Here is a 12,298-nt window from a genome sequence, read left to right on the forward strand (position 1 = left end):
GGGGTATTATGAAGAAATAAATAAAATACTAAACGAAATTCAGGAACTTTATAAAAAAACATATAGCCAAAATTCTGGCCGGATTTCTGGAGAGGAATTTTTTGGTCAGCGAGAAAGGTTATTTAAAAAGTTAGATGGTATTTTGAATAAATTTTCAAAAGAACAATTGAATTTAAAACAATACGAACAAATAAAACAAACATTGGGTTTATCCACAAAATCCATTATGCATAAGTGGGATCAAACAGGGGTGAAAGATATTGAAGGTTATGCAAACTATATAGAAAAATCTGCCAAGCTGATGAAAATAATGAGAACAACAGGCTTTATTGGTATTGGCCTTGACTTTGCCAGCTATACAACAAATGTGTATGACGCTTGCGCGAAAGGGCGAGAAAGCGAATGTAGAAAAGCAGCGATAATGGAGTATAGTAAATTCGGCTACAAACAAACTGCAAGTATTGCTGGTGGTGCTGTCGGGGGCATTATGGGGAGGGCAGCGTGTACGTGGGTTCTGGGATTGATTACATCAGAAGCTGGAGGTACTGGAGCGGCTTTATGTTTGGCTACCGGCATTGCTTCAAGTATTGCTGGCGGAAAAGTTATGGAAAAAGTAGGTGAAAAATTGGGTGAGGGGTTTGGCGGAATGGTGATTGACGACATTGATAATCAAGGGTTTAAACAACATGGTCCAGATTCATTTACTGAAGAAGCAGGCATTCTAATATATGAAAAAGTATTTAGCAGATAATTTAAGTACTATTAACATGAGTCTTGGCACAATGCTAGTCATTTTAATGTTAATTTTAATATTTATGTCTTATGTCATAAACGATGAAAAATATAAAAAAATAGTAATTTTATATGAAGGGGAATTTGGTTGTCTTCCTATCACTGCAAATTTGGCGAGAACTGCAAGTTTAATTGGTACTCCCGGTATGTACTTTGCAAAAATAGATTTCATTATGTCTAGTCTAATATTCCCCTACAATAAGATTTTTAATAACAACATGAGCATTGAAGGATATCATTTTATTCGGGCCTTACCAAGTGAATTAACTACTAGTTTTAAAATTGAAGCGGCATTTTGGTTTATTGAAATTATTGTTGTATTCAGTTTGGTAATTCTTTATTTTATATCCTAGCTTGTTGAAATATAAAGGGACTCTATCTGAGTCCCTTTATAAATTTTTTTCAATGCCCCACATATCTGATCAACAATCCAGCCATATGTAGCCGCAGGTAATAATCCACTCACAAAAACATTTGGGTTTATTTTAGGGTCTGCAACTGGCGAGTGTGACCTGTTACCTCAAATCACAATAACCATATGATTAATCGGGTCGATAGAGGTCATCGTTCCGGTCCAGCCTGTATGACCATACGTTTCAGAGCTGGCTAACACATCAAACGTTGGCGTCATCGATGCGTTACTATTCGCACGCCACCCCAGTCCAGACGCAACGTCTTCTGACGAACTGCGAGTAAACTTCCTGACGGTTGCCTTATCGAACAGCTTAACGTTGCCATAGCCGCCGCCGTTAGGCATAACCTGCATCAGCACCGCCATATCGCTTGTATCAGAGAACAATCCAGCGTGGCCTGATACAACGCCCCTTGAGTACCAGGCTTATTCATCATATTGATCTAACGGCATTGCGAAGCACCTTCCAGAAGCGGCAAAAAAGATACGTTCCAGGTCTGAAATGTGCCACAATAGTGGCTGTTTATACAGTGTTTCAGGTTTTCTCATGGCATTAACCGCTGCGCTTAAAGCGCAAATCGCCGTCTGGTATAAGGCGCTTCAGGAACAGATCCCCGACTTTATCCCCCGTGCGCCGCAGCGACAGATGATTGCCGATGTCGCGAAAACGCTGACCGGAGAAGAAGGGCGTCATCTGGCGATAGAGGCGCCTACCGGAGTGGGGAAAACCCTGTCCTATCTCATTCCCGGCATTGCCATTGCACGGGAAGAGCAAAAAACGCTGGTGGTCAGTACCGCCAACGTGGCGTTGCAGGATCAGATCTACAGTAAAGATCTGCCGTTACTGCGCAAAATTATTCCCGATCTTCGCTTTACCGCCGCGTTTGGACGCGGGCGCTATGTGTGTCCGCGAAATCTGACGGCGCTGGCCAGTACTGAACCCACGCAACAGGATCTGCTCGCCTTTCTTGACGATGAACTCACACCGAACAACCAGGAAGAACAGAAGCGCTGCGCAAAGTTAAAAGGCGACCTCGACAGCTACAAGTGGGACGGCCTGCGCGATCATACGGATATCGCCATTGACGACGACCTCTGGCGACGACTGAGTACCGATAAAGCCAGTTGCCTGAACCGCAACTGCCACTACTACCGCGAGTGCCCGTTTTTTGTCGCCCGTCGCGAGATTCAGGAAGCGGAAGTGGTGGTGGCAAACCATGCGCTGGTGATGGCGGCGATGGAAAGCGAAGCGGTGTTACCGGACCCGAAAAACCTGCTGCTGGTTCTGGATGAAGGCCATCACCTGCCGGATGTCGCCCGCGATGCGCTGGAAATGAGCGCGGAAATTACCGCCTCCTGGTATCGCCTGCAACTGGATCTGTTCAGCAAACTGGTGGCGACTTGCATGGAGCAGTTTCGCCCCAAAACCACGCCGCCGCTGGCGAATCCGGAGCGTCTGAACGCCCATTGCGAAGAGCTGTATGAACTTATCGCGTCACTTAATCACATTCTCAGTCTGTACATGCCTGCCGGGCAGGAAGCGGAACATCGCTTTGCGATGGGGGAACTGCCGGATGAAGTGATGGAGATTTGCCAGCGTCTGGCGAAGCTCACCGAAACGCTGCGCGGTCTGGCGGAGCTGTTTTTGAACGATCTCAGCGAGAAAACCGGCAGCCATGACGTTGTGCGTTTGCACCGGGCTATTTTGCAGATGAACCGGGCGCTGGGGATGTTTGAAGCGCAAAGCAAACTGTGGCGACTGGCCTCGCTGGCCCAGTCATCCGGCGCGCCGGTGTCGAAATGGACGACGCGCGAGGTGCGCGACGGGCAACCCCACGTCTGGTTTCACTGCGTGGGGATCCGCGTGAGCGATCAACTCGAGCGATTACTCTGGCGCAGTGTGCCGCATATCATCGTCACCTCCGCCACGCTGCGTTCGCTTAATAGTTTTTCGCGTCTGCAGGAGATGAGCGGCCTGAAGGAAAAAGCCGGAGACCGCTTCGTCGCGCTCGATTCGCCGTTTAACCATGTCGAACAGGGTAAAATTATTATTCCGCAGATGCGCTATGAACCGTTGATCGACAACGAAGAACAGCATATTGCGGAGATGGCGGCTTATTTCCGCGAACAGCTGGAAAGTAAAAAACATTCCGGCATGCTGGTGCTGTTTGCCAGTGGGCGAGCGATGCAGCGCTTTCTGGAATACGTCACCGATCTGCGCTTGTTGCTGTTGGTCCAGGGTGACCAGCCGCGCTACCGGCTGGTGGAATTGCACCGTAAGCGGGTGGAAAACGGCGAGCGTAGCGTGCTGGTGGGGCTGCAATCCTTCGCCGAAGGACTTGACCTGAAAGGCGATCTACTTAGTCAGGTACATATCCACAAAATTGCTTTTCCCCCCATCGACAGCCCGGTGGTGATCACCGAAGGCGAGTGGCTTAAAAGTCTCAATCGCTATCCGTTTGAAGTGCAGAGTTTGCCCGCCGCCTCGTTTAATCTAATCCAGCAGGTGGGACGCTTGATCCGTAGCCACGGGTGTTGGGGAGAAGTGGTAATTTATGATAAGCGTCTGTTGACCAAAAATTATGGCAAGCGTTTACTGGATGCATTACCTGTTTTTCCCATAGAACGACCCGCAGTGCCAGACGTTATCGTTAAGGCAAAAGAAAAAGCGAAACCCACGCGCCGTCGGCGTAAATAACGTGAGTGTGAGGCAAGGAGTTTTCGATGGATTACCGCAAAATAATTAAAGAGATCGGCCGGGGGAAAAACCACGCCCGCGATCTGGATCAGGATACCGCGCGAGGGCTTTATACCCACATGCTCAACGGCGACGTGCCGGAACTGGAAATGGGTGGCGTGCTGATTGCATTGCGTATCAAAGGGGAAGGGGAAGCCGAAATGCTGGGCTTTTATGAGGCGATGCAAAACCATTCCATTAAGCTTACCCCGCCGGTTGCGAAGCCGATGCCGATCGTTATCCCCAGCTATAACGGCGCGCGTAAACAGGCGAACCTGACGCCGCTGCTGGCGATTTTATTGCACAAGCTGGGTTTTCCGGTCGTCGTGCATGGGGTGAGCGAAGATCCGACCCGCGTGCTGACAGAGACCATTTTCGAACTGATGGGGATTGCGCCGACGCGTCATGCCGGACAGGCACAGGCGAAACTGGATGGACATCAGCCAGTCTTTATTCCGGTGAGTACGCTCTGCCCGCCGCTGGAAAAACAGCTGGCAATGCGCTGGCGACTGGGTGTGCGCAACAGCGCACATACGCTGGCGAAGTTAGCGACACCGTTTGCCGAAGACGCCGCGCTGCGTCTTGCCAGCGTGTCGCATCCGGAATATGTGCCGCGCGTCGCGAAATTCTTTAGTGATATTGGTGGGCGTGGGTTGTTGATGCACGGAACCGAAGGTGAGGTTTACGCCAATCCGCAACGCTGCCCGCAGATTAGCCTGATTGCTAGCACTGGCACCCGGGTGTTACAGAGCCGACAAAGTGAAATGCCAGACGAACCTGTACCGCTGCCCGCGGCAAAGGATCCTGAGACGACCGCGCGCTGGATTGAACGCTGCCTGGCGGGAAGTGAGCCGGTACCCGCATCGTTGAAAATCCAGATGGCCTGTTGCCTGGTGGCAACGGGTGAGGTGGCAACACTCGAGCAAGGACTGGCGCGAGTCAACGACAGTTTTTAGCGCGACAGATAAAAAAAGCCCGTCCAGTGGCGGACGGGCAAACAAGGGTAATTCAGGTTCAATGAGGGTTGGAGCAGGGTGTCTGTTGGCAGCAGACGGGGTAAAACTTATTTGTAGATAACAGCAGTACCGCTCATTTTGTTGTTGTTGTTGGCGGATGTGATGCTGTAACCGCTTGCGCCGGCAGCAGCGGCTTTCTCAGCCAGTTTTGCTTCCAGGCCGTCCAGCGTGGTTGCGCCTTCTGCAGAAACCACACCGATTTTATTCATGCTTTGCGCCTGAGCAGCCGTAACAGGTTCGGCAGCGAAAACGCCAAAAGACAGAGTAGACAGGGCAACAGCGGCAACAGCATATTTGATAGTTTTCATTGTTAATCTCTCGCAGGTTATTTATTAAGGAAGACGATGTTCCGTCGATGTGATGAGTATCACGCTTTTTTTCGAGAGATAAAATCGAAGAGAATTGACAGCATTAATCAATAAAATTGAATGACAAATAACTTATTGATTATTAATTAATTCACGAGATGAATTTACGGTTCTACGCAGTTCACTTTACAGTTGAGGGATGAACGGCACATTTTGCTACGCAAAGAGCAATTTAACGTGAGCGTAAGCGAAACGGCATGTTCTTGATATCTATGTAAGCTTAGGTCAACGTAGCTGGCTGTCTTTTGATCCTCTGCGATTATATCCTGTATAGGATGAGTTCTGTGAATCTTTCTCCTGCTGGCAGTTAAGGCACAGTCTTACGCCTGGCACTGCCTGTCGGCGGGCTTCAGGGATCGGATCGCCACATTCTTCACATTCATACAGGCTATCACCGCGCGGAATTTCGCCTCTTGCACGTGCAACAGCATCTTCAATTGTACTGTTGATTTGTTCGTTCACAGCGTCATCATTTGCCCAACCAGAAGCCATAGCACTATTCTCCTCACGCTTTTTACCGAGGTTATTATAGTCAAGATGGGGTCAAAAATTGCTCAGTCAAGGGAACATTGCCCGATAAGCGGCGTCGCTATCGGGCAGGTGGTGGGGAAGGTTACTTGTAAATGGTGGCTGTACCATACATCTGGTTCTTACCGCCTGCGGAATTAACCATAAAGCCTTTCGCGCCTTGTTCTTGCGCTTTTTCCGCCAGCTTATCCTCCAGATCACTCAGGTTGGTTGCGCCAGTGGCAGAGACGGTACCTGACGCACGTAGCTGACCGGTATCGGGACTGCTCAAAGGTTGTGCTGCAGACGCCGCGAATGCCACGCCTGCAAGCGTGGTGGCGACGAGTAATACGAGGCATTTTTTCATGATGCTCTCCTCAGTGAAACAACGTGTAGTGCCAGATAAGTTTAGGTCGTCAGTGCGGCAGAAATGGCGTAAAAAATTGATGATGATCTGCTTAAAATTTGAACGAAAAATATTGACGTATATTGACAAATCAATGACATACATATCATTGATATTTGGGCGATTTGCGCCACTTCACCCCATTTCGCGCGCAGATGCGCTGCAGAGAAGCGCCCGTTTGTTATCAACCCGGTTTACCGCGTTGCGTTATGCGGGTATCTTACGCCGCTGTTAAAAGGAGAATGCTATGTCCCCCCAGAAACCGGGCTTACACCCGCGCAACCGTCACCACAGTCGCTACGATCTTGCCACGCTCTGCAAAGGCACGCCTGAGCTGGCGCAGTATCTCGTCCTGACCCCCGCAGGCGAACAAAGCGTTGATTTTGCCAATCCGCTGGCGGTAAAGGCCTTGAATAAGGCGCTGCTGGCGCATTTCTATGGGGTGGCAAATTGGGATATTCCTGAAGGGTTTCTGTGTCCGCCTGTTCCTGGGCGTGCCGATTACCTCCACCATCTGGCCGATCTGCTTGCAGAGACAACGGGAAGTGTGCCAACTCAGGCCACAATCCTGGATGTTGGCGTGGGCGCGAACTGTATTTATCCGCTGATCGGCGTGCATGAGTATGGCTGGCGTTTTACGGGCAGTGAGACGCATGAGCAGGCGTTAGCCAGCGCGCAGGCCATTATCAGCGCCAATCCAGGGCTGACGCGCGCCATTCGCCTGCGTCGTCAGAAAACCCCAGCGGCTATTTTTAACGGCATTATTCATAAAAATGAGCAATATGATGCGACGCTGTGCAACCCGCCGTTCCATGATTCCGCCGCCTCTGCTCGTGCAGGAAGCGAGCGCAAACGTCGCAACCTCGGACAGAGCAAAGATGATGCGCTGAACTTCGGCGGTCAGCAGCAGGAGTTGTGGTGCGAAGGGGGGGAAGTCGCGTTCATCAAAACGATGATTTCCGAAAGCCAGGCTTTTGGCCGTCAGGTCATGTGGTTTACCACGCTGGTGTCACGCGGCGAAAACCTGCCGCCGCTCTATCGTGCGCTGACTGACGTGGGAGCGGTCAAGGTGGTGAAAAAAGAGATGGCCCAGGGGCAAAAGCAGAGCCGCTTTATTGCCTGGACCTTTATGGACGACGACCAGCGCCGTCGTTTTAGCGCGCGTAAGCGCTAGAGCGTCGGCTCGCCGGGTGGCCGCGACGGCGGTGTGGCCGGTGTTGTGGCTGCCGCTGGCGCGGCGGGCAGAAACTGCCAGGTCTGCACCGGTGGACGAACGCCCGCCAGGTCGAAATGTTTTTTCACCTGACTGTCCAGCGCGAAGCGAACCGTCCACTGCTTCAGCGGCAGCGTGGTAAACGATACCCGTAGCGTAAATGCCGTGTTGGTTAATCCGACAATCCCGGCAAACGACGGCTCACCAATAATCAGCCCACGAACGTCCTCGGTTTCCATTACCGCAGCGACCGCCTCTTTCAGCGCCTGATTGGCCTTATCAGCATCTTCATGACGATCCACATCGTAATTGGCGACCACCGAGCCAATGCCGCGGACAAAGTTGGCAAAGGTGGTGATCGATGACCACGGAATAATATGATACGCCCCGGTGTCCTGGCGTACGCCAACGGAGCGAATCGACATGCGTTCTACCGTACCGGTTAACGGCCCGATGGTCACCAGATCGCCCGTATTCATGCCATTTTCAAACTGAATAAAGACCCCGGTAATAATATCTTTCACCAGCGTTTGCGCACCAAAGGAAATTGCCAGCCCCAGCGCCCCGGCCCCGGCCAGCAGTGGGGCGATGTTAACGCCGATTTCCGAAAGTACGATCATGATGGTGATTGTGCTGATGATCACCGCCAGTGCGTTACGAAACAGCGTTAACAGCGTGCGGGTACGCGCGCTGGGGAGAGGACGGCCATGAATATCGGAAGCCAGCCGGTTTTCGATCAGGCTGGCAAGCAGCGTCCAGCCTACTGCGGAGAAAAACAGAATCAGCACGATGCGGATCAGGATATCAACCGTCTTCTCACCGGCGCCGTTGTGCAGCCAGTTCCAGAAATCAAACAGTCCCCAGGCGTTCAGCAGCAGCATGATGGCGACACACACCGTCAGGATCCGCGCCACATTCAATGCCGTAGAAAGCCAGCCGTTGAGCCGCTTTTGCAGTTCGGGATAATTGCGCTGCGTATGCGGGGAGAGGGTAATGGTTTTGGCGATCCAGCGGGTAAACATTCCGGAAACGAAGGCCGCAATGCCGATGATCACCAGACTGCGCACTGTCGCCCCCATCATAAACTTCAGGCTGTTGCCGGGGTCGAACAGGGAGAAGAAAAACAGGACGATGAAATAGGCGCTTGCCAGCCAGTGCCAGACCAGAGCAAAGGCGCGAATAAACAGACTGAAAAAGGCCAGCGATCGTTCCGCAAGATTCAGCAGGTGCTGGGTAATCTCTTTCTTGTTACGAAAAATCAGGTACAGCGCCCACAGCGTAATACACAGCATGATGACCACGTTGGCCATCGCACCGACCTGTACGTTTACCTGATTGGAAATAATCGGAACAGCGACGATCAGGCCATAGCCAATCAGACTGCTCAGCGAACTCAGTCGCCGGTTCCAGTAGCGGGCGCTGGCATCCTGAATGGTAAAAGGCCGCAGTTCCGCCACGTTCGGACAGAAGATCAGTCGCAGAATGGCTTTGAAAAATTCGATCAGGGCAAAGGCGTTCAGAAACAGTCCTTGTTGAAACGCGATGGTGCGACTGCCCGCGTTCAGCCTGTCGCTCAACAACTGACCGACAAACAGGGTAAGCGCCAGCAGAAGCAGATCAATAATAAAGGCGCCAACGATCATTGCCGGTAGCTGGAGCCAGTTGCTGCGCTCGCGGTTCTTCTTCCGCGCCCAGTTTCCCATTTTACGGTACAACGGCAACATACACAGACGAATCAACCAGTAGAAGCCGAACACTGCAGCGGCCAACATCAGAAAGTGACTGAGGGCATTACTGAAGGTCTGGCTGTTAAAGGGCTTGTGTGGCGCATCGGTGATGTTGCGATAGAGTTGGGCAAAGCGGCCAGACAGGGCTTCGCCGTAATGGCGGCTGAGATCGGTAACGTTCTCCAGTACCGTTTTTTCCTCCACAACCACCGGCGGGGTGATTTTAGGCACCGGTTCCGGCGGTGGCGTGGCGGCAACGGTACGCAACTGGTCAATCAATTCTTTGCGCGATGTCTCATTTTCCAGTACGTCGGCCAGCGCTCCGTAGGCCGCTTTCTTTTGCTCGACATCAGGTTCGGGCGCAGGTGTTGTTTGCGCGTCAGCATCAGCGCCGGTTGTGACACCGGGAATGGTTACCGCCTGGGCTGGTGCGCCCAGCAGGCAAAAGAGGATGAACAGGATCCACCGCATGACTCCTCCAGTGAGAAAACAGAACAAAGAGATAAGTATAGTGGCTGGAGGCGCGGCGATTCGAAATGGGAAGAGTCGTAGAGAAACCTCCCTTCCAGATGGAAGGGAGGCAGACCGTCAGGAAACGTGCTGCAAGAACTCCTGCAAACGCTGGCTTGGCGGGTTTTCAATCAGGGTTTGCGGATTACCGTCCTCGGCAATACGGCCCTTATCGATGAAGATCAGGCGTGAGGCGACTTTTTCGGCAAAGCCGATTTCGTGCGTAACGATGACCATCGTCATCCCTTCTTCCGCCAGATCCTGCATCACTTTCAGTACTTCGTGGCGCAGTTCCGGATCGAGCGCAGAGGTCGGTTCATCAAACAGCATCATCTTCGGCTTCACCGCCAGGGCGCGGGCAATCGCCACACGCTGCTGCTGACCGCCGGAAAGCTCAGACGGGTAGTGGTGAGCGCGCTCGGCCAGACCCACTTTCGCCAGCAGCTCTTTTGCCTGCTTCTCGGCAGCGTCTTTCTTCGTCCCACGAACGCGCAACGGGCCAAACATGACGTTTTCCAGCGCGGTCAGATGAGGGAAAAGATAGAACTGCTGGAACACCATCCCGGCTTCCTGACGGATCAGACGCTCGTCGACCTTCGGGTCGTTGACCTTTAGCCCATCAACGATCAGATCGCCGGAGGTAATCTCTTCGAGTTTATTTATGCAGCGCAACAACGTGGATTTACCGGAACCCGATGGCCCGATAATCACCACCACTTCGCCCTGCTTAATGCTCAGATCAATGTTATGCAGCACCTGGGTCGGGCCAAAATGCTTTGAGACGTTTTTAAATTCAATCACAGGATTTTCATCCTTCTTTCCAGACTACGAAGCACGATGTTCAGGACTTGCGTGATGATGAGGTAAATAACACCCACCGCGGTCCAGATTTCCAGGGCACGGAAATTGCCGGCAATAATTTCCTGACCGCTGCGGGTCAGTTCCGCCGCGCCGATGACGATAAACAGCGATGTATCTTTGATACTGATGATGAGCTGGTTACCGAGCGAAGGCAGCATACGACGCAGCGCAAGTGGCATGATCACATGACGGATGGTTTCCCGACGGGAAAGACCCAGCGCCAGACCCGCTTCGCTAAATCCTTTATGGATCGACAGGACCGAACCACGGGTGATTTCCGCGATATAGGCTCCGGAGTTAATCATGATCGTGATAACGGCGGCGCTGAAGGTGTCGATGCGCAAGTCCGGGAAAGCCATCGGCAGGGCGAAATAGATGTACATCACCTGGACGACGATCGGCGTGCCGCGGATGACTTCAATGAAGACGAGAGAGACGTGATTGGCGATCCAGCCGCCATAAGTTCGGGCTAAACCCGCCAGCAAGCCGATGATGATCCCGCCAGCCAGACCGAGGATGGAGATCCACAGGGTCATTTTGGCGCCCTGAAGCAGGATCGGAATGGCGGGCCAGATGGCGCTCCAGTCAAACTGCATATGTTGTTCCTGTTACCGTGGTGAAAAAAAATCAAATGCCCGGTACGCTTAGCGCCTCCGGGCAACATCTGAAGGCAAAGCCATTATTATTTAGGTTCAGTACCGAACCATTTTTTGTAGATTTCGTTATAAGTACCGTTGTCACGCAGCGTTTTCAGCGCGCCATTCACTTTCTCGCGCAGTTCGTCGCTGCCTTTCGGGAATGCGATACCGTACTGCTGCGCTTCCAGTGATTCACCCACCGCTTTGAACTGGCCGTTACCTGCGGTTTTGATGAAATACAGGATGTTCGGCGTATCGTGCAGAACCGCGTCTGCGCGGTTGGTACCCAGTTCCATGTAGGCGTTATCGATGTTCGGGAACTGACGCAGATCTTTCGTTTTGATGTTGGCTTTGGCGTAATCAACGGAGCCAGTACCGCTCTTCACCGCGACCACTTTACCGTCCAGATCTTTTACGCTTTTTACGTCGTTGTTGTTGGTTTTCACCATCACTAACAGACCGCTTTTGTAGTAACCGTCAGAGAAATCGATCGCTTTTTTGCGCTCGTCAGTAATGGTGATGCCCGCCAGCGCCAGGTCAACGTTTTTGGTTTGCAGCGCCGGGATAATGCCGCTGAAATCCATCGGTTTCAGTTCATAATCCAGCTTCAGTTCTTTTGCTACGGCGGCCCACAGGTCCACATCAAAGCCAACGTATTTGTCACCCTGTTTGAATTCAAACGGCACGAACGCGGTGTCAGTTGCGACAACCAGTTTCTTATCCGCGGCATGAGAGGACACCGCAAAAGCCAGAGCAAGTGCTGCCAGTGAAACTTTTAATACAGACTTCATAGCATTTCCTTTTTTATCCACGGGGCGATCCCCTGCGAGAACGATAAATGTAATGAAAAAATCGTGCCAGTTTTGCAACCCCTTGTTTTAACAAGAGGGGACTGCACGCTTGTGCACAGGTCTCGGAGCAAAACTCGCTTTTTGCACCATTCTGGGGCACTGATTTAGTGCAGCCTGGAGGGGGCGTGAACGGTCTGCCTATTTAGCGCAAAGATCGTTGATAAAACAATCTTTCGTTAACGATTGTGTGAGGTGATTATTACAAATATTTTACTTTACGACGGAGTGGTGACGATGTGGTGCACCATAAAAGTGCAAAA

11 protein-coding genes and 2 pseudogenes are annotated in these 12,298 nt (G+C 51.8%); 5 read left to right on the forward strand and 8 right to left on the reverse strand.

Translation table 11 applies throughout. The annotated features are described in order from the left end of the window. Both AOY24_RS25425 and AOY24_RS17625 read left to right on the forward strand, forming a co-directional pair. Positions 1-751, forward strand: a pseudogene (locus tag AOY24_RS25425) (hypothetical protein); the annotation flags it as partial. Next, positions 729-1,145 carry a hypothetical protein gene (locus AOY24_RS17625; protein WP_054177080.1) on the forward strand — a complete coding sequence of 139 codons (417 nt, stop codon included), beginning with the start codon at positions 729-731 and terminating at the stop codon, positions 1,143-1,145. The pseudogene AOY24_RS25425 and the gene AOY24_RS17625, both read left to right, overlap by 23 nt. Here AOY24_RS17625 and AOY24_RS17630 read toward each other — a convergent pair. Continuing rightward, positions 1,142-1,630, reverse strand: a pseudogene (locus AOY24_RS17630) (serine hydrolase); the annotation flags it as partial. The gene AOY24_RS17625 and the pseudogene AOY24_RS17630 sit on opposite strands and share 4 nt — an antisense overlap. Before the next feature lie 121 nt (positions 1,631-1,751). Between AOY24_RS17630 and dinG the strand changes: the two are divergent. Together dinG and ybiB are read left to right on the forward strand one after the other, a co-directional pair. Beyond that, positions 1,752-3,902, forward strand: coding sequence for an ATP-dependent DNA helicase DinG (dinG, locus tag AOY24_RS17635; protein WP_054177081.1), 2,151 nt, complete (start codon positions 1,752-1,754; stop codon positions 3,900-3,902). Between the two features lie 26 nt (positions 3,903-3,928). Next, positions 3,929-4,897 carry a DNA-binding protein YbiB gene (gene ybiB / locus AOY24_RS17640; RefSeq protein WP_054177082.1) on the forward strand — a complete coding sequence of 323 codons (969 nt, stop codon included), beginning with the start codon at positions 3,929-3,931 and terminating at the stop codon, positions 4,895-4,897. A gap of 107 nt (positions 4,898-5,004) precedes the next feature. Here the strand turns inward: ybiB and ybiJ are convergent, their stop codons facing one another. From ybiJ to mcbA, 3 genes are all read right to left on the reverse strand, one after another. After that, complete coding sequence (ybiJ, locus tag AOY24_RS17645) at positions 5,005-5,265, reverse strand: DUF1471 family protein YbiJ (protein ID WP_043001280.1); 261 nt, start codon at positions 5,263-5,265, stop codon at positions 5,005-5,007. A 285-nt stretch (positions 5,266-5,550) separates the two neighbouring features. Then, positions 5,551-5,817 (reverse strand): DksA/TraR family C4-type zinc finger protein, encoded by a 267-nt coding sequence (locus AOY24_RS17650; RefSeq protein WP_043001279.1) that lies wholly within the window; start codon positions 5,815-5,817, stop codon positions 5,551-5,553. 121 nt (positions 5,818-5,938) lie between these two features. Continuing rightward, entirely contained in the window at positions 5,939-6,199 is a 261-nt protein-coding gene (mcbA, locus tag AOY24_RS17655; protein WP_043001278.1) for a DUF1471 family periplasmic protein McbA, read from the reverse strand. 286 nt (positions 6,200-6,485) lie between these two features. Here mcbA and rlmF point away from each other — a divergent pair, with 286 nt between their 5' ends. Next, positions 6,486-7,412 carry a 23S rRNA (adenine(1618)-N(6))-methyltransferase RlmF gene (rlmF, locus tag AOY24_RS17660; RefSeq protein WP_043001277.1) on the forward strand — a complete coding sequence of 309 codons (927 nt, stop codon included), beginning with the start codon at positions 6,486-6,488 and terminating at the stop codon, positions 7,410-7,412. Here the strand turns inward: rlmF and ybiO are convergent. From ybiO to glnH, 4 genes are all read right to left on the reverse strand, one after another. After that, positions 7,409-9,649 carry a mechanosensitive channel protein gene (gene ybiO / locus AOY24_RS17665; protein WP_043001276.1) on the reverse strand — a complete coding sequence of 747 codons (2,241 nt, stop codon included), beginning with the start codon at positions 9,647-9,649 and terminating at the stop codon, positions 7,409-7,411. The genes rlmF and ybiO overlap by 4 nt on opposite strands. Positions 9,650-9,766: 117 nt before the next feature. Beyond that, positions 9,767-10,489 carry a glutamine ABC transporter ATP-binding protein GlnQ gene (gene glnQ, locus AOY24_RS17670; RefSeq protein ID WP_043001275.1) on the reverse strand — a complete coding sequence of 241 codons (723 nt, stop codon included), beginning with the start codon at positions 10,487-10,489 and terminating at the stop codon, positions 9,767-9,769. Then, positions 10,486-11,145 carry a glutamine ABC transporter permease GlnP gene (gene glnP / locus AOY24_RS17675; RefSeq protein ID WP_043001274.1) on the reverse strand — a complete coding sequence of 220 codons (660 nt, stop codon included), beginning with the start codon at positions 11,143-11,145 and terminating at the stop codon, positions 10,486-10,488. The genes glnQ and glnP overlap by 4 nt, the downstream gene beginning before the upstream one ends. Positions 11,146-11,231: 86 nt before the next feature. Then, entirely contained in the window at positions 11,232-11,978 is a 747-nt protein-coding gene (glnH, locus tag AOY24_RS17680; RefSeq protein WP_043001273.1) for a glutamine ABC transporter substrate-binding protein GlnH, read from the reverse strand. Positions 11,979-12,298 lie beyond the last annotated feature (320 nt).

Origin of the sequence: Citrobacter sp. CtB7.12 (assembly GCF_001297795.1) — a bacterium.
GTDB lineage: Bacteria > Pseudomonadota > Gammaproteobacteria > Enterobacterales > Enterobacteriaceae > Citrobacter_A > Citrobacter_A amalonaticus.